Genomic DNA, 17524 nt, shown 5'->3' with positions numbered 1-17524 from the left:
TATTTTTACATTCAGAATACAAGCTTTTAAATTATGAAATACTTAATCGGAATAGACGGCGGCGGAACAAAGACAGACTGTGCAATTGCAGATTTGTCAGGGAAAATTATACAACAGTCATCTGGCAAACCTTCCAACTTCCTCATCATCGGAGTTAAGGAAACTGTCAGAAATATTTTTGCTTTGATTGAAGAAAATATTTTTGCGCTTGAAGGAGATTTTTCGGATGTAAAACAAATTGTGATTGGTGTTGCCGGTGCTGGTCGTGATGAGGATGCGAAGCTTCTCGAAAAAGGATTTAAAGATTTTGCGGATGAAGAAGGAATTCATTTCAAAGGTGTAAAAGTTATAAGCGATGCACACATCGCACTCGAAGGCGCATTTCCTGATTCTGCCGGATGTATTTTAATTGCTGGTACAGGTTCAATTCTTTTTGGCAAAGATGAGAAAGGTGTAATTCATCGTGTTGGTGGATTCGGCAGATTGATAGGTGATGAAGGAAGCGGTTACTCAATCGGCAGGAAAGCATTGAACGCCGTTTCAAAATCATCTGACGGCAGAGGTGAAGAAACTTTGATTTCAGAATTATTGAATTCAAAAATGAATTCAGGTTCCGCAAATGCGATTATCAATAAAGTTTACAATGAAAAACTCGATGTTGCTTCAGTAGCAAAAATTGTAATTGAAGCTGCGGAAGAAGGTGATCTGATTGCTGAAGATATTCTCGATGAAGAAGCCGATGAATTAGTTCTTCATATCCGGTCTCTTATTGAAAAATTCCGAACAAACATTCTAAGTGTTGCATTTTCCGGCAGTCTGATTGATAATGAAAATTTTTATTCCGATCTGCTCAAACGAAAAATCAAATCCACATTACCAAATGTGAAAATAACTCAAGCCGTACTTTCTCCAATCGGAGGTGCAATTCTGTTCGCAAAAAAATTATCATCCGCCAAAGGCGGGCAGGGATGAAAAATAAATTAGGAGAAAGAAATCCCTGGCTTTGGATTCCTTCTCTCTATCTTGCTGAAGGTTTGCCTTATGTTGTTGTGATGACAGTTTCTGTCATTATGTATAAGCGGCTTGAAATCTCAAACACTGAAATTGCACTTTATACAAGCTGGCTTTATCTGCCTTGGGTATTAAAACCATTCTGGAGTCCGATAGTTGATCTGCTTAAAACAAAAAGATTCTGGATAATAATATTGCAGCTTGTTATCGGTGCAGGACTTGCCGGAGTTGCATTCACACTTCCAACAAATAATTTTTTTCAATACACACTTGCTTTTTTCTGGCTGCTTGCATTCAGTTCTGCAACACACGACATTGCTGCGGACGGTTTTTATATGCTCGGACTGAAACAGCATCTACAGGCATATTTTGTTGGGATAAGATCAACGTTTTATAGAATTGCAATGCTTGCCGGACAAGGATTGCTTGTCATTCTTGCAGGACATCTTGAAGAAAGTTCTGGCAAAATTCATTTTGCTTGGCAGATAACTTTTTTAATCATCGCTGCTTTATTTTTTCTGTTTTTCATTTATCATTTATTTATTATTCCAAAGCCAAAGAGCGATTCACACAGAGAGAAAATTACGTTAAATCATTTTACCAATGAATTTATCAGAACATTTGTTTCATTTTTCAGGAAGAAAGAAATTTTAGTGATCGTTCTTTTCATTCTTCTTTACAGGCTTGGTGAATCTCAGCTTATTAAATTGGCTTCTCCGTTTTTACTTGATAGCAAAGAAGTTGGCGGACTTGGTCTTTCAACAAGTGATGTCGGATTTGTTTACGGAACTGTCGGAGTAATTGCACTTTCTCTTGGAGGAATTTTAGGTGGAATTGCTGCATCGCGACACGGATTAAAGTTCTGGCTGTGGTGGATGTTGATTGCAATCAACTTACCTGATCTTGTTTATGTTTATCTCGCGGCAACTCAAACTTCAAATTTTATTTTGATCAACATCTGCGTTGCAATTGAACAATTTGGTTATGGATTCGGATTTACAGCGTTTATGCTTTATCTTATTTTAATTTCTGATGGCGAATATAAAACTGCACACTTTGCAATCGCAACCGGTTTAATGGCATTGGGAATGATGTTACCAGGAATGATCAGCGGATGGATACAAGAACAAGTTGGTTATCTTAATTTTTTTATGTGGGTTTGCATTTCAACAATTCCGGCATTCATAATTACAAAGTTTATCAAAATTGATCCTGAGTTCGGAAAGAAGAAATTGAATACCTAGTGTCATTCTGGAGATGTCCTGCACTGGCAGAACGAGTCCAGAATCTGTCTATGAAAATAAACTTTGATTCCGGACAACCTGCCTGCCGGATAGGCAGGGCCGGAATGACAATTCAATACTTCTGATATTTTGCAAATCCTTCACTTACCATTAGGTCATTCATATTTATAAACTTTCCTTTTTTATCTTCAAGCCAGATTTCTGCAAGATATCTCCCATACTTTTCTCTTCTGTCTTTAATTGTTTCAATTGTTATTTCTTTTCCTTCTATTTTTCCTTTAAGAAAATCACGCGACTTTATTCCTTCTGGTCTTTCTTTTCCAGTTAGCTCTGGTGCGTTGATTCTGTTTAGTCGAAGTTTTTCTCCACGAATCCAGGCACTGAGCCCGAGATCAATATCAACTGTGCAGGTATCACCATCGTAAACAGAAGTTACGATTGCTTTGTAATGATATAGTGTGTGCTCCATTTTTTACCTTTATCTTTGTGTGTTGATAAATAATTTTATGATAAACTTTTCTGAAGTTAATTGAAAAAATTCTATTTGCAAATACGATTATTGTTTTACTTAATCCTGTTCTCAGGAATTTTTGTGACCGCAAGTGCTCAGTTTATGTTTTCGGCAGGTGCAACTGTTGGTGGTGGATTTATTCAGAGTAATTCGCCATCTGTCGGAACATTTACAACTTCTGTTTTTATTGAAACCAACACGGTTCTTTTCGAGGAAGTTTTTCCCAGACTCAGTTTTATCTTCGCAAAGGATTTTAATGCAATCATTCCGAATGTTGAGAAACCATACTTCCCGTGGGTGCAGGGAATAACTTTTAAAGGTATTACGACTCAATATTTTGACGGCAGATATTTTCTTGAAGAAGGTGTCGGCTTGCTTGCACTGAACGACAGAACTTTCAGCGATACTGACAACTGGAATTACGGAGTTGCTCTTTCTATTAACGGTGGTTTTGATTTGAGAGGATTTAATCTCGATGGATTCAAGCTCGGCGCCGGTGCTGAATACGGAATCACTTTTACAAATGCATTACCGCAGTATTCGTCAATACATCTGTTTGTTCAATATACTTTTTAGTTTGCTGCTAAAGAGATAACCTCCGGTAATTGACGGATGCTATCGTATGTTTAAAAAATAGCACAGATCATTCCGAAGGAATGGCTTTGCCACTAATCTGTGCTACAAAGCAAAACCAATGTGAGGCTCACCTTCGAGGTGAGTCTCACGTAAAGATAGTTTATTTTTTACTCATAATACAACATAAAAATTTTCTGTGAAGTAAAAATGTTAAAGTAGTTCAGAGATTTTTACTATTCGGTATACTCACTTTCCATCTTAGACAGTTTAAGCTCTTCAGCAAGTCTTTCAAACTTATATAAATCTTTAATTGCTTCCAGCATTCCGGCTGAATGAACACCAACCGACCTGTTTACATCAGGATCGTAAATAAAATCACCGGCAAGACTTTGTATATTTCCATCGAATGCTACGCCAACTATTTCTGCATCTTTATTAATTATCGGGCTTCCTGAGTTTCCTCCGACAACATCGCAAGTAGCCACAAAATTAAACGGAGTTGAGAAATCAAATTCTTCCGGTGCATCAAGCCAGCGTTCGTGAAGATTCCACGGAAACTTACCATCGAAAGAATAATAACGATCAAGCATCCCATAAAATGTTGTAATTGGTGGTGCAAATGTTCCGTTGTAATTAAAACCTTTTACAATTCCATCAGAAATTCTCAAAGTGAAAGTTGCATCTGGCGGAATAGAAGTACCGTAAACTTCAAATATTGCTCTACCAAGTTTCTGATTCGTGATTGTTTCCTTTACGGTAAGCTCATCAATTTGCATAGAAATATTTTTGGATTCCTCACCGGAGATCTGAACGAATTTAATAAAAGGGTCGTCACTGTTGAAGATTGCTTCAGGTCCCTGATTAATTAAAAGTTTGATACTTTCATTTGAAGTTAAAACAGTGCGTGATAAAATATCATCAACTGCTTCGTTACCTTTTTTACCGTTTGTGAATTTGTTTAAGAATTCAACATCACCAAACTCAGCATACAGGAAATCAATTTTATTTTTCAATAACTTTTTATTCTTTGCAAAATCAAAATCATCCGGTAGCAATGTGTTAATCAATTCATCTATTTCATATTCTGTGTAAGCATAAGTTGAATCCGTTTCGGCGAGCTTCAGCTCTTCAGCGAGTCCGACAAGCTGATCAGCAATCGAAAAATATTCCGGCGAATCATAATTATCATAAGATAGCGCTGACTGCTCTGCAGTTAATTTTTTCATTTCATTAATAACATTTTCTATATCTGTCCATAAAGTTCCATATTTTTCATTCAGTTTTGCATCAGTCTGCACTTTTTCCTTCAGAATATTTTCAAAATCTTTTTTCTTCTGCATCATTACCGGATCTCTCAATCCATCAAGCATTCCTTTATAAGCTTTCTTGGAATTGTAATAGTTCAATAATTGGTCGGTGAGATAATTAGCTGACTCTGAATCTTCCTCAATTATTCCCTGCAGGAATTCAATAAAGCTGTCAATAAGCTGGATAGTTTGTGGATAAATAAAATCTCTCGCATACTCAAGCTGCGCAACTGTGCTAAGCCGGTTTGTTGAGCCGGGATTTCCCGGAACAAAAACTAATTCTCCTTCTTCGGCTCCGTTTTTACTCCATGTAAAATAATGATTAACTTTTAGCGGAATTCCTTTATCATAAACACGGAAGAAGGAACAATCTAGATTGTAACGAGGATATGTAAAGTTATCATAATCACCTCCGAAATAACCAGCCTGCATTTCAGGAGCAAAGACCAGCCGGACATCGTTATATCTTTTATATTTATAAAGAGAATACTTTCCACCAAAATAAAGTGGAGTAACTTTCGTAAAGGTTTCCTCATCATTACGGAACCTGTTTTCAATCTCAGTAATTTTTTGTGTTTCTATTTCAAGTCTTTCGCTATCTGATTTTGCTGACTCAAGAGCTTTATGAATTTCTTCCGTAACATCCTCTATGCTGATGCATTGTTCAACAAACAAACCAGGTACTTGTCTTTCGTCTTCAAATTCCCATGCAATAAATCCATCTTTGTGAAGATCTTCTCCGTCACGATTTACTTCTGTTATACTTTGACGTGCACAGTGATTGTTGGACATAATCAATCCATCTTCCGAGACAAAAGAAGCGGAACAGTAATCAGCAAATTTTAATGTTGAAAGCTGCACGTGTTTAAACCATTCTTCATCAGGTCTAAATCCATATTCCTCTTCAAAATATTTTGCAGGGGGATATTCGAAAGTCCACATCTTCCCTGTATCAAATTTTCCGGCTTTAATTGAATCGATATCACTCCAATCCTGAGTTTGAGAGAAGGCGTTTTGATAGGATAGAAAAATGAGAAGAATAATTATAATTTTAAATCGGAAAAAAGCAGAAGTGAATTTCATTTTAGTCCATGTTTTATATAGAATGTAATAACGTTTTGATAGTTCAAAATTACACAGAAATAACAGGTGGACGAAAGGATATTATTATTCCTTCAAATATTTGAAAAGTTGAATTGATAAAGTAATGTAATTCTGGCTTGTCCAGAATCCAGGGATTATTTTCAACAGTTAGGTTCCTGACTTGTTCCTTCAGAACTTCGCTGGAATGATACTGCAGATGAATAAAAAAACCGGATGAATAAATCCACCCGGTAAAATATTTCTTCGCAATATAATGTGTGACGTAAAAATTAAATGTAAGAATCCGGAAAATAAAGAGGTTCTATTTCCCATTCATCTTCAATTGTTCCGATGCAATGTGAACATTTAGTCACGTTAAATACAACTTTCTCTTCACTTGGCGCTGCACGAACGAAGTTCAATACTGTTTTGCAGCTTGAACATTGAACGATGTGTGATGAAGTTGTTTTTCTGCTGCAATCAGGACACAAATACCCCAATTCACCCTGTGATTCTTCCGGATCCACCAGGAATATTGAGTTACATTTTATGTTGTTGCATTTAGCGAAGTGCCACTTAACAGTATCTTTAGTTTCGATAACGCTCTCCACAATTTTTGTATCTCCAATGTAATGAGTTCATTATTAAAAGTCCACTAAAAAATTTTTCTCCCAAAAACTTTTTCTCCAACAAATATTATGCATTTACAAAACCAAACTTATGCCAACTTACCGGACTAAAAAATACCTATCTTTGTACTTGAAAATCTTATCCACACCAAGCAAAAACGGAGAAATAATGAGTAAAATAGCTTGCTTTAAGGCTTATGATATTAGAGGCAAAGTTCCTTCAGAGTTGAATAATGAGCTAGGTTATAAAATCGGCAGAGCATTTTCAAAACTGACACAAGCAAAAAAAATTGTTATTGGTTATGATATAAGAAAATCATCTTTGGAAATTTCTGAAGCTCTGAAAAACGGATTAACAGACAGTGGAGCCGATGTGATTGATATTGGTCTTTGTGGAACGGAGATGATTTATTTTTCAACACCATTTTTTGATGCTGATGGTGGAATAATGATAACCGCAAGTCATAATCCATCCGAATATAATGGAATGAAATTCGTAGCAAAAGGTTCTGTCCCGGTTGGGTATGATTCAGGTTTGAATGAAGTTGAAAAGATGATTGTAAATAATGAACTGGGAGAAATCAGCAAAACCAAAGGAACAGTTACTAAAAAAGAAGTGATGAAAGAATTTATTACTCATCTTTCACAATTCTATGATGCAAAAAAAATAAACTCACTGAAAGTAGTTGTTAATGCTGGAAACGGATGTGCGGGACTAGCATTGGATTCTCTTGAATCTAAACTGCCAGTAAAGATGATAAAAATGTTCAATAATCCAGATGGCAATTTCCCGAATGGAGTTCCAAATCCAATGCTCGAGGAAAACAGGAAACCAACTATCGAAATCATTAAAAGGGAAAATGCTGATCTCGGAGTTGCGTGGGATGGTGATTATGACCGTTGTTTCTTTTTTGATGAACACGGAAATTTTATCGAAGGTTATTACATAATCGGTCTTCTTGCAAAATCAATTCTTAAAAATCATCCCGGTGAAAAAATTGTTCACGATCCAAGACTTGTCTGGAATACAATAGAAGTTGTAGAAAAGTCCGGTGGAAAAACTGTTGTTTCAAAAAGCGGACACGCATTCATAAAACAAAAAATGAGAGAAGTAAACTCGATCTACGGAGGCGAAATGTCTGCACATCATTATTTCAGAGAAAACGCTTACAGTGACAGCGGAATGATTCCGTTTCTTTTGATTCTTCAGTTGATGTCTGAAGAAAAGAAAAAGCTCTCAGAACTCGTTGATGAAATGATCGCTGATTATCCTTGTTCGGGAGAAATTAATTCTACAATAAACGACCCTGCTGGAAAAATTAAAGAGATTGAAAAGAAATATTCAGATGGAAAGATTGATCATCTTGATGGTGTTTCTATTGAATATCCTGATTGGAGATTTAACTTGAGAATGAGTAACACAGAGCCAATACTCCGTCTGAATGTAGAAAGTCGTGGTGATGAGAAACTTTTGAAACAAAAAACGGATGAGTTGTTAAAGATTATAAGAAGCTAAACGAAGTTTTCACGGAATCGGAGTCTGTCCGAATACTGTCAATCCGAATTTATTTCGGAATCAAATAATTCGAATGTTAACGGAAATGAGAACCTGAAACCTGCCTTGCTGTCAGGCAGGCAAGTTCAGGTTGACAAATTTTTAATTCTCAGACAGTCTCATCGTCCATGATAACTGATATTAAATTTATATCTCTACTTCAACATTAAACGGCACTTTTAATTTTTCCCATTCGAGCATTACAACTGCTTTCTTATCGGAGCTTTTATTAATTGAATATGCCAGCCATTCCTGCCAGCAAATATTCTGCATTGGAGTAACTTCAATACGCAAAGCATCTTCAACGTCATTGTATTCAAATGCACCCCATTGGTTAGCTACCTTGTTGAATATTAAAGTCCATGTTTTTGCTGTCGGAATTGCAAAGAAACTGTAACTGCCTGCATTAAGTTTTTTCCCGTCAATTTTCACATCGGTAGAGAAAGTTATTTTTGTAGCTTCATTTGCACCTGCACGCCAGACAGCGTTGTAAGGAACTAATCCGCCCCAGATTGCTCTCCCTTTGACACCCGGTCTGCCGTATTCTATTTTAACTTCAGTATAACCTACTGTCTGTTCAACTAATGCTTTCGGACTTATTCGTACTTCTTCTTTTTTCTGTGAGAAGTTATTTATCGAATAGATTCCAATTAAAAATATAACTAATAATAATGTGGATAATGGAAACATACGTTTAATCATTTTCATACTTATACCCTTTATATCAAAAAAATAATTCTTTAAATGAATTTTAGTGCATCAACTACATAATCTATTTCTTGTTTCGTATTGTAGAAATGCGGTGCAAATCTAATATATCCTTCACGTAACGAGCAAACTATTTTTTTTTGCTTCAGATGATCAAATATTTTTTGCCCATTATCTGTTTTGAAACTTACTATACCTGATAAATGATTCTCTGATAAAGATAGCAAAGGCGATTTATAGCCAATCTTTGCAAGCTCCTCAATAAAATATTTTGAGTTACTTACAACATGTCTTTCAATTTCATCAATATCAAATTCCTTGAATAATTTCATCGATGAATTAAAAGCATAAATACCAATGTTATTTAATGTCCCGGGTTGAAATCTTTCAGCAGTTTCTTTTGTCGTCAGATCAAATTTTAATAAATCCCAGGCATCTTTGACTGCAAGCCAGCCAATCGGTGCCGATTTCATTTTTTCCTGAAGTGCTTTTCTCACATAAATAAAAGCCAATCCCTGTAAACCGAGCATCCATTTTTGTGTTCCGTTTGAAAGGTAATCTATATTACATTTTTCAACATCAAGATTAATAGCACCCAAACCTTGAATAGAGTCAACGCAAAAAATAATTCCTTTCTCTTTGCAGACTTTTCCGATTTTTTCAAGATCGATTCTGTAGCCGGATAAAAACTGTACAAAGCTGACTGAGATTAACTTTGTACCGGGTTTAACTGCGGAAATAATTTCTTCGGAAGTTACGATTCCATTATTTGATTTGACGAAATCAACCTCAACACCTTTTTCTTTTAGTTGAAGGAATGGATAAACATTCGCAGGAAATTCAACATCATTTAAAATAATTCTGTCACCCGCTTTCCAATCTATTCCAAGTGTCAACCAGATTATTCCGTTCGTAGTATTATCAAGAAATGCAATTCTGTCGCTTTCGCAATTAATCATTTCACTTATCATTGATTTGGTTTCCTCAGTAACAGCTCGAAATGCCTGATAATCATCTGAAGCATATTCGCCTCTCTCTTTAATAAATTCATCTATCCTGCTTTTTATTAAAGTATTAATTGGTGAAGTTGATGCGTGATTGAAATAAATAATTCCATGCTTCAGGTAAGGGAAATAATTTCTGGCTTTTTCCAGCAATTCAAGATTCATATCAATTTTTCCTTCGTTGATATTAGCGTCAATAATAATTAATTTTGATATAAGATTTTACAATCAAATACCGAAAAATACCAACCATATTCAAATAATAAGGTATAAAAGATGACTTACCCAAAATCACAAAAGCATAAAGAACTTTCTCTTGAAGATTTAAGATGGAAATGCAACCCGGATTTACTTGAATTCGATTCTACTCAAGACTTAAAACCGATAGAAGGAATTCTTGGTCAGGAGCGTGCTCTGAAAGCAATGAGATTAGGAGTTGAAATGCGAGCACCGGGTTATAACATTTTTATTTGTGGAATGTCTGGTTCTGGAAAAGCAACAACAGTTAAACAAGTGCTGGAAACAATCGGGGCTGATTGTCCTCCGCTTTTTGATTATGCGTATGTAAATAACTTTAAAGATCCCGACAGACCAATTCTGCTCAAGTTCTCAAAAGGTAAAGCAAAAGTTTTCAAAAGAAATTTATTTCATGCAATTGAAATTCTGAAGCGAAAAATTCCACAGGCGCTTGAAAGCGAAGATTATCTGGAGAGAAAGAAAAAAATTGTTTCAGATTATTCTGAGCGTGAACAGGAATTGATGCATGACTTTGATGAGAAGATGAGAAAAGTTGGGTTCTCGCTTGGTCAGGTAAAAGTCGGTGAAATTGCGAGACCTGACTTAATGCCAATAATAAAAGATAAGCTTGTTCCTGTTTTTCAATTAAATGAACAAATTGAACAAGGCAACATCACAAAAGAAGAAGCGCAGGAATTAGTAAAAAAATATAATGACCATCAGCAGGAGTTACAGATACTTTTCAAAAAAGGATTGAAAACGAGTGAAGAATTCCAGGAAAAATTGCAGGCACTTGAAAGAGGAAGCATAGTAAATGTTGTAAAAGGAATAATTGATAATCTTCAGGAAAAATATAATGATTCCAAAGTAGTTGAATATCTTGATCAGATCGAAAAAAATATTTTGGAAAACGTTCAGATATTCAAAGGAGCTAAACCGGTAGGCGATAGAACAGAAGAAGGATTTATTATTGATTACTTTAAAGAATACAATGTTAACATTATCCTCGACAACACAGATACTAATGAATGTCCGATTATAGTGGAAACCTCACCGACTTACTCAAATCTATTCGGTGCTGTTGAACGAATCAGCGATGGCAGAGGAAGTTTTTATAGTGACTTCACTAACATTAAAGCAGGATCTTTGCTGAGAGCAAATGGAGGTTACATGGTCTTAAATGTAACACACTTATTTGAAGAACCCGGTGTATGGAAAACTTTAAAACGCGTTCTTACATACAACAAACTTGAGTTTCAGGATTCACCGACAATCTTTCAATTATCAACATCCACGCTTAAGCCTGAACCTATAGAAATTGATCTAAAGGTAATTTTAATCGGAAGCCAGTATATCTATTCTCTGCTTTCTTCGTATGAATATGATTTTAAAAAGATGTTCAAAATAAAAGCTGACTTCGATTACGAAATTAAACGATCCGATAAAGTTTTAACAGAATACGCACGTGTCATAAAAAAATTAATCAAAGAAGAAAAGTTAAAAGAGTTTGATAGGACCGCTATCGCATATCTTTTAGAATTGGGAGCAGTCTTCGCAGGTCAGAAAAATAAGCTAACAACCCGGTTTTCAAAAATTGCCGACCTTGCTCGTGAGGCTAACTTCTGGGCAGTTGATGATGGTTTTGATATTGTAACTGCCGAGCACATTAAAAAAGCGTATAAGAATGCGGTTAACCGGCACGGTATGCTCGAAGCTAAAATCTCTGAGATGTATGAAAACGGAACTTTCCTGATGGATACAACCGGAGAACGAATTGGACAAATAAATGGTCTTGCAGTTTATGAAGCAGATTTTTATTCATTCGGAAGACCGACGAGAATCACAGCGACGGTTTCGCTCGGTAGTGGAAATATTATTAATGTTGAACGTGAAGCAGGAATGAGCGGCAGACATTACAACAAAGGTGTTTTAATTATCTCAGGTTATTTTAAAGAAACTTTTGGTCAGGATATTCCACTTGCATTCAATGTGAATCTTGTATTCGAACAATCCTACGGAACAGTTGATGGAGACAGCGCATCCTGTGCAGAAATATATGCTCTTCTTTCTACACTTTCTGGTATTCCAATCAAACAGGGAATTGCTGTAACCGGATCGCTTAATCAAAAAGGTGATGTTCAGCCAATCGGAGGAGTGAATGAAAAAATTGAAGGCTTCTTTGAAGTTTGTAAATATAATGGACTGAATGGTAAACAAGGTGTTGTTATACCAATTCAGAATGTAAAAGAATTAATGCTTAAAGAAGAAGTGATTGATGCTGTGAATAAAAAACAATTCCACATCTACGCTATTTCAAGAATTGAAGAAGGGATTGAAATATTAACAGGAGTAATAGCAGGTAAAAGAACAGCTAAAGGTTATGAGAAAGACTCTGTGTTTGATTTAGTCGAAAAGAAACTTAAAGAAATGTATAAAAAATCCCGCAACATAAAAGATGCGCCGTCAAAATCAACCAGGAAAAAGAGGAGGAAATAAATTTTTGGGTTTCAGTCACGCAAAAACAAAAATTCTTGCAACACTTGGTCCACAATCATCAAGCGTAGAAATTATTAAGCAATTGATAACTGCTGGAGTAGATGCCGTCAGATTAAATATGTCTCATGGCGACTATGATTTTTATTCATCTTTGTTTGAGAATATCCACACAGCTCGTACGGAGTCAAATTCTTCAGTGGCTATTCTCGCTGATCTCCAGGGACCGAAGATTAGAATAGGCGAATTGAAAGAAAAACAAATTGAAATTTTTTCTGGAAATAAGATTGAAATCACGAATGAAGAAGTGATTGGCGATGATAAATTAATTTCTACTTCTTACAAAGTTCTTGCGGAAGATGCCGAGGTTGGTGATTTAATATTAATCAATGATGGCTTAATCAGGCTAAAGATAATCAGTAAGAATACCAATTCTGTTATTTGTAAAATTATAAACGGCGGAATTCTTTCCGCCCGAAAAGGTCTGAATTTACCGGGGATGAAACTTTCAACTCCCTCGTTGACAGAGAAAGATTTTGCAAATCTTGAATATCTGAGCACCAAACCAGTTGATTACATCGCACTTTCTTTTGTGCGAAAAGCAGAGGATATTCTGCTGCTGAAAGAATGGCTAAATAAAAAAGGAAAGGTAATTCCAATCATTGCAAAGATTGAAAAGAAAGAAGCGATTGATTCATTTGAATCAATATTACAAGCTTCTGATGGAATTATGGTTGCACGTGGTGATCTGGGCGTTGAATTATCTTTGGCTAAAGTTCCTGTAATTCAAAAAGAAATTATCAAACGATGTAATGAAACTGGCAAGCTGGTCATAACTGCAACCCAAATGCTTGAGTCAATGATTAAATCACCAATTCCAACACGTGCCGAAGCTGCGGATGTTGCTAATGCTGTTTGGGATGGAACCGATGTTGTAATGCTTAGTGGTGAAACTTCCATCGGGAAATATCCGGTTGAAACAGTACAAATGATGAATGAAATTATTATAAACGCTGAGCAGCATTTTATTAACGATGAAACTATAAAATTTCAGATACCTGATGTATTGGAAGAAAATTTATTCGATTCGGTTTTAAAAGGAATTACATCAGTTGCCGAACAAATTAAAGCGAATGCGATTGTTGTATTTACTTACAAAGGAAGAGCAGCAAGAGGTTTGGCAAAATTTCGTCCATCAGCAAAAATAATTGCGATATCTGACAGCTTTGAAACGATGAACAATTTGTGTTTGCGATGGGGTGTTAAATCTCTCTTCATTAATAAAATTGACAAACAAAATGCTGCAATTGAAGATGCTAAACAACTAATACTGAATGCCGGACTTGTTAATAAAGGTGAACTTGTTATATTTTTATCACGCGCGCCAGCATTTGAAACCGGAAGAAGAGATTTTCTTCATTTTGAAGTTGTATAATTAATATTTGATGATAGATGGAAAAAGTTTTAGCAAAATGGTGGGAACCAACTGATAATAATAAAATTTTATGTACTCTCTGCCCACGATATTGTAAAATAGGCGATGGTCAGCCCGGATTTTGTTATATCAGACAAAATCACGGTGGAAAGTTGTACACAATTGGTTATGGAAAACCAACCGGCTTTGCAGTTGATCCAATAGAAAAAAAACCTCTTAATCATTTTCTTCCCGGCACAACTATTTTAAGTTTTGGAACGGCAGGCTGTAATCTTGGATGCAAGTTTTGCCAGAACTGGTCAATTAGTAAAGCCAAACTTGATGATGAAAATTCTCTTGATGTTTCGCCAGAAGGAGTTGTTGCATTGGCAAAAAGTTACGGCACACCTTCTATTGCATTTACATATAATGATCCAACAATTTTTGGTGAGTACGTTATTGATATTTCAAAGATTGCGAGAGAAGAAGGAATAAAATCTGTAATGGTAACTGCAGGATATATTGACAAAGAAGCACGTAAAGATATTTATAAATATATCGATGCAGCTAATATTGATTTGAAAGGATTCACGGATAGATTTTATTGGAAGAATACTTATTCACATCTTAATGATGTACTTGACACTCTTATCTGGTTAAAAAAAGAAACGGATGTCTGGTTTGAAATCACAACTTTACTTATTCCGGACGAAAATGATTCAGCTGAAGAAGTTAAATTTGAATGTGAATGGATATTAAAAAATCTTGGTGATACTGTTCCGTTGCATTTCACAGCTTTCCATCCTGATTTCAGAATGATGGATAAAGAAAGGACACCAGAAAAAACTTTAACCAGAGCAAGAAAAATTGCAATGGATTTAGGAATTAAGTACTGTTACGTTGGAAATGTTCATAACACTGAGGGACAAGCTACTTATTGTCCAAACTGCAATGAAAAATTAATTAAACGTGATTGGCATTCAGTCATCTCAAATAAAATTGTCAATGGCTGCTGTAATTCCTGCGGTGAAAAGATTGCAGGTGTTTTTAATTAATGTTTTTGAACAATTATTAATAATTATTTTTCTCTTTAAATATTTTTAATTTTGTTTCCATCAAACTCTACTTTTCAGGTTATCAAATGAATCAATTAAAAGGCAAAACTACTCTCATCACCGGTGCTTCTTCTGGAATTGGCAAAGCTTGTGCAGAAGTTTTTGCAAAAGAAAAATCAAACTTGATACTATCAGCAAGAAGAATAGAGAGAATAAAATCAATCGCTAAAAAATTAGAAAAGAAATATGGAATAAAAACGAAATGTATAAAACTCGATGTACGCAACTATGAAAAAGTTGAAGAGACAATCAACGCATTGGATAGTCATTGGAAGAAGATTGACATCCTCATCAATAATGCAGGACTTTCCCGTGGATTGGATAGAATATACGAAGGTAAAAAAGAAGACTGGGACGAAATGATTGATACAAATATTAAAGGATTGGTTTATGTAACCAGACAAGTTCTTCCTCTGATGATTAAAAGAAAAAAAGGTCATATTATAAATATTGGTTCAACAGCAGGACACGATGTTTATCCAAACGGAAATATTTATGCCGCTACAAAGTTTGCAGTAAATGCATTGAGTAAATCAACACGCATCGATGTTCTGGATAAAGGAATTAAAGTAACGAGCGTTGATCCTGGAATGGTTGAAACAGAATTTAGTATCGTAAGATTCAGAGGTGATAAAGAAAGCGCCAGGAAAGTTTATACGGGGATAAAACCACTTAGTCCGGAAGATGTAGCAGAAACAGTTTTATTCTGTGTAACAAGACCTCAAAACGTAAACATTAATCAGGTGATTTTGACTCCACTTTATCAAGCATCCTCTACTCAAATTATTAGAAAATGAAAATTGTCAGACAAACATTGAAGTATCACCTGCACCTTCCCTTACTATAACCGGTTGGTCTCCATTCAAATCAATCACGCTTGAAGGTTTCCCAATTAAATTACCGGAAGCAAGCATCAAATCAACCTGAAAATCAAAAACAGATTTTATCTCAAGTGGATCAACTAGTAATTCACCTTTACGTGTCGTTGTGCTGGTACTTATGATAGGATTTCCTAATCCCTGAACTATTTTTAACGTTACTGAATGATCAGGAATTCTTATCCCTACGGTTTTTCTTTTACTCCATAATTTTTTTGGAACATTTTTAGCAGCAGGCAAAATAAATGTATAAGGTCCGGGTAATAATTTTTTCATGGTTTTGTACGCATAATCCGATACCCTTGCATATTTGGCAATATCTTTAAGATTCGGACAGATGAAACTTAGTAACTTGATATCCGGGTTACTTTTCATTTCCATGACTCTATCCAATGCATGCTTGTTAAAAATATCGCAACCAATTCCATAAACAGTATCAGTTGGATAGATAATAACTCCACCATCTTTAAGTGTATTTATTGCTTTGTTAATAAACCTCAATTCAGGGTTAACGGGATGTAGTTCATAGTAATCCATTGAAAACCTCTTATTATTTCTATAGACAATTATTATTGATAAGATGTAAAAGACTACTGCTAAGTTAGAAGTTTAATTGAATTATTCAATCCGAAAAAGCGTTTTCAAGCTATTTAAAGTAATTTGGATTGTTTAAAATCGTTTTGTTTAAGAAAAAAATCTTTATATTAAGCGCTCAAATTTTCAAAGTTATTGATATAAAAGGAGTTAATAATGGCCAGAAAATGTCAGGTATCTGGTGTTGGCCCCAGATACGGCAGCAGTATTTCGCATGCTCATAATAAATCTAAAAGAAGATTTTTACCCAATTTACAGAAGAAAAAAATCTGGGTTCAGGAATTAAACCGTGAAGTTACCATAAAACTATCAGCAAAATCGATTAAGACAATTAGTAAAAATGGAACTGCTGATATAGCAAAATTGATACGTGAAAAAAAGATAAAAGTTAACTGATAATACTATTCGTTTAAAAATGAAAAGGGAAGCACCAAGCTTCCCTTTTTTATTTTTATTTCTTTTGAATTTATTCTCTCACCACCCACACTTTAACCTTTGCACTTACATTTGGATGAATTTTAACATTCACACTATAAATACCTAACGTTTTGATTACCTCAATAATTTCAATTTTTCTTTTATCGATATCGTAGCCTTTTTCTTTAAGGTTATCAGCAATCATTTGTGAAGTAACTGCCCCGAATATTTTATCTTCTTCACCGACCTGAACCGGAATTGTAATAGATACTTTTTCAAGATCGGTTGCGAGTGTTTCCGCAGCCTGCAATTCGTGTTTTGCTTTTTTCAAAACTGCTTTCTTTTCTTCTTCAAGCGCCCTCAAATTTCCATCGAGTGCGATGTAAGCAATTTTTCTTGGCAGGAGAAAGTTGTGTGCATATCCGTCTTTAACATCAACAACTTCACCGACCTGACCAAGAGGTTCATAGTTTTGTCTCAGTATTACTTTCATATTAACTCCTGATTTATCTTATACTTTCAGATACATACGGTAATAATGCCATATGACGCGCTCGCTTTACCGCAATTGCTAACTGTCTTTGATACTTCGAACTGGTTCCTGTAATCCTTTTAGGAATAATCCTTCCCTGTTCGGAAACGAATTTCTGAAGAAGTTTCACATTTTTATAATCGATGTATTTAATTTTTGCCTGAGTAAACCGGCAGATCTTTTTTGTTTTAATTTCTTTCTTCTGCTGCATCATGT

Annotated in this window: 17 protein-coding genes; 9 read left to right on the top strand and 8 right to left on the bottom strand. The window is 35.2% G+C overall.

Annotated elements, in window-relative coordinates:
• Positions 1-33: 33 nt before the first annotated feature.
• Both HND39_08945 and HND39_08940 read left to right on the top strand, forming a co-directional pair.
• Entirely contained in the window at positions 34-972 is a 939-nt protein-coding gene (locus HND39_08945; protein ID QKJ96400.1) for a hypothetical protein, read from the top strand.
• Positions 969-2255, top strand: a complete 1287-nt coding sequence (locus HND39_08940) for an AmpG family muropeptide MFS transporter (protein ID QKJ96399.1) — start codon at positions 969-971, stop codon at positions 2253-2255. Before HND39_08945 ends, HND39_08940 begins: the two co-directional genes overlap by 4 nt.
• A 112-nt stretch (positions 2256-2367) precedes the next feature.
• Here HND39_08940 and HND39_08935 read toward each other — a convergent pair whose 3' ends face one another.
• Complete coding sequence (locus HND39_08935) at positions 2368-2724, bottom strand: nuclease (GenBank protein QKJ96398.1); 357 nt, start codon at positions 2722-2724, stop codon at positions 2368-2370.
• A gap of 123 nt (positions 2725-2847) precedes the next feature.
• Between HND39_08935 and HND39_08930 the strand changes: the two genes are divergently transcribed.
• Positions 2848-3342: a hypothetical protein gene (locus tag HND39_08930; protein QKJ96397.1), complete on the top strand. Its 495-nt coding sequence runs from the start codon at positions 2848-2850 to the stop codon at positions 3340-3342.
• Between the two features lie 233 nt (positions 3343-3575).
• On the opposite strand, the gene HND39_08925 is transcribed toward HND39_08930, so the two are convergent.
• On the bottom strand, positions 3576-5732 hold the full coding sequence (locus tag HND39_08925; GenBank protein ID QKJ96396.1) for a S46 family peptidase: 2157 nt from the start codon (positions 5730-5732) through the stop codon (positions 3576-3578).
• 290 nt (positions 5733-6022) lie between these two features.
• Complete coding sequence (locus HND39_08920) at positions 6023-6343, bottom strand: hypothetical protein (GenBank protein QKJ96395.1); 321 nt, start codon at positions 6341-6343, stop codon at positions 6023-6025.
• 187 nt (positions 6344-6530) lie between these two features.
• Between HND39_08920 and HND39_08915 the strand changes: the two genes are divergently transcribed.
• Positions 6531-7877, top strand: coding sequence for a phosphomannomutase (locus HND39_08915; GenBank protein QKJ96394.1), 1347 nt, complete (start codon positions 6531-6533; stop codon positions 7875-7877).
• A gap of 186 nt (positions 7878-8063) precedes the next feature.
• Here HND39_08915 and HND39_08910 read toward each other — a convergent pair whose 3' ends face one another.
• Together HND39_08910 and HND39_08905 are read right to left on the bottom strand one after the other, a co-directional pair.
• Positions 8064-8624, bottom strand: a complete 561-nt coding sequence (locus HND39_08910) for a DUF2911 domain-containing protein (protein QKJ96393.1) — start codon at positions 8622-8624, stop codon at positions 8064-8066.
• 32 nt (positions 8625-8656) lie between these two features.
• Entirely contained in the window at positions 8657-9793 is a 1137-nt protein-coding gene (locus HND39_08905; GenBank protein ID QKJ96392.1) for an aminotransferase class V-fold PLP-dependent enzyme, read from the bottom strand.
• Between the two features lie 111 nt (positions 9794-9904).
• Here HND39_08905 and HND39_08900 point away from each other — a divergent pair, with 111 nt between their 5' ends.
• The 4 genes from HND39_08900 (at position 9905) to HND39_08885 (ending at position 15684) form a co-directional block, all read left to right on the top strand.
• A complete protein-coding gene (locus HND39_08900) occupies positions 9905-12361 on the top strand; it encodes an AAA family ATPase (GenBank protein ID QKJ96391.1) in 2457 nt (818 codons plus the stop codon).
• Positions 12321-13793, top strand: a complete 1473-nt coding sequence (gene pyk / locus HND39_08895; GenBank protein ID QKJ96390.1) for a pyruvate kinase — start codon at positions 12321-12323, stop codon at positions 13791-13793. The genes HND39_08900 and pyk overlap by 41 nt, the downstream gene beginning before the upstream one ends.
• A 17-nt stretch (positions 13794-13810) precedes the next feature.
• Positions 13811-14827, top strand: coding sequence for an AmmeMemoRadiSam system radical SAM enzyme (gene amrS / locus HND39_08890; GenBank protein ID QKJ96389.1), 1017 nt, complete (start codon positions 13811-13813; stop codon positions 14825-14827).
• An 86-nt stretch (positions 14828-14913) separates the two neighbouring features.
• Positions 14914-15684, top strand: a complete 771-nt coding sequence (locus HND39_08885) for an SDR family NAD(P)-dependent oxidoreductase (GenBank protein QKJ96388.1) — start codon at positions 14914-14916, stop codon at positions 15682-15684.
• Between the two features lie 6 nt (positions 15685-15690).
• Here HND39_08885 and HND39_08880 read toward each other — a convergent pair whose 3' ends face one another.
• Positions 15691-16302 carry a threonylcarbamoyl-AMP synthase gene (locus tag HND39_08880; GenBank protein QKJ96387.1) on the bottom strand — a complete coding sequence of 204 codons (612 nt, stop codon included), beginning with the start codon at positions 16300-16302 and terminating at the stop codon, positions 15691-15693.
• A gap of 213 nt (positions 16303-16515) precedes the next feature.
• Here HND39_08880 and rpmB point away from each other — a divergent pair, with 213 nt between their 5' ends.
• Entirely contained in the window at positions 16516-16755 is a 240-nt protein-coding gene (gene rpmB, locus HND39_08875; GenBank protein QKJ96386.1) for a 50S ribosomal protein L28, read from the top strand.
• Between the two features lie 70 nt (positions 16756-16825).
• On the opposite strand, the gene HND39_08870 is transcribed toward rpmB, so the two are convergent.
• Positions 16826-17269 carry a 50S ribosomal protein L9 gene (locus tag HND39_08870; GenBank protein ID QKJ96385.1) on the bottom strand — a complete coding sequence of 148 codons (444 nt, stop codon included), beginning with the start codon at positions 17267-17269 and terminating at the stop codon, positions 16826-16828.
• Between the two features lie 13 nt (positions 17270-17282).
• On the bottom strand, positions 17283-17522 hold the full coding sequence (locus HND39_08865) for a 30S ribosomal protein S18 (GenBank protein QKJ96384.1): 240 nt from the start codon (positions 17520-17522) through the stop codon (positions 17283-17285).
• Positions 17523-17524: the final 2 nt, after the last annotated feature.

It is taken from the genome of Ignavibacteriota bacterium (assembly GCA_013285405.1).
GTDB lineage: Bacteria > Bacteroidota > Ignavibacteria > Ignavibacteriales > Ignavibacteriaceae > IGN2.
Note: the sequence above shows the minus strand (reverse complement) of the source record. Positions and strands in the feature narration are given on the sequence as shown.

Bases quoted from the DNA above. Each gene is read 5' to 3' on its own strand.
- HND39_08945 (QKJ96400.1), top strand. From the start codon at position 34: ATGAAATACTTAATCGGAATAGACGGCGGCGGAACAAAGACAGACTGT.
- HND39_08940 (QKJ96399.1), top strand. From the start codon at position 969: ATGAAAAATAAATTAGGAGAAAGAAATCCCTGGCTTTGGATTCCTTCT.
- HND39_08935 (QKJ96398.1), bottom strand. From the start codon at position 2,724: ATGGAGCACACACTATATCATTACAAAGCAATCGTAACTTCTGTTTAC.
- HND39_08925 (QKJ96396.1), bottom strand. From the start codon at position 5,732: ATGAAATTCACTTCTGCTTTTTTCCGATTTAAAATTATAATTATTCTT.
- HND39_08915 (QKJ96394.1), top strand. From the start codon at position 6,531: ATGAGTAAAATAGCTTGCTTTAAGGCTTATGATATTAGAGGCAAAGTT.
- HND39_08910 (QKJ96393.1), bottom strand. From the start codon at position 8,624: ATGAAAATGATTAAACGTATGTTTCCATTATCCACATTATTATTAGTT.
- HND39_08905 (QKJ96392.1), bottom strand. From the start codon at position 9,793: ATGAATCTTGAATTGCTGGAAAAAGCCAGAAATTATTTCCCTTACCTG.
- HND39_08900 (QKJ96391.1), top strand. From the start codon at position 9,905: ATGACTTACCCAAAATCACAAAAGCATAAAGAACTTTCTCTTGAAGAT.
- pyk (QKJ96390.1), top strand. From the start codon at position 12,321: ATGCGCCGTCAAAATCAACCAGGAAAAAGAGGAGGAAATAAATTTTTG.
- amrS (QKJ96389.1), top strand. From the start codon at position 13,811: ATGGAAAAAGTTTTAGCAAAATGGTGGGAACCAACTGATAATAATAAA.
- HND39_08885 (QKJ96388.1), top strand. From the start codon at position 14,914: ATGAATCAATTAAAAGGCAAAACTACTCTCATCACCGGTGCTTCTTCT.
- HND39_08880 (QKJ96387.1), bottom strand. From the start codon at position 16,302: ATGGATTACTATGAACTACATCCCGTTAACCCTGAATTGAGGTTTATT.
- rpmB (QKJ96386.1), top strand. From the start codon at position 16,516: ATGGCCAGAAAATGTCAGGTATCTGGTGTTGGCCCCAGATACGGCAGC.
- HND39_08870 (QKJ96385.1), bottom strand. From the start codon at position 17,269: ATGAAAGTAATACTGAGACAAAACTATGAACCTCTTGGTCAGGTCGGT.
- HND39_08865 (QKJ96384.1), bottom strand. From the start codon at position 17,522: ATGATGCAGCAGAAGAAAGAAATTAAAACAAAAAAGATCTGCCGGTTT.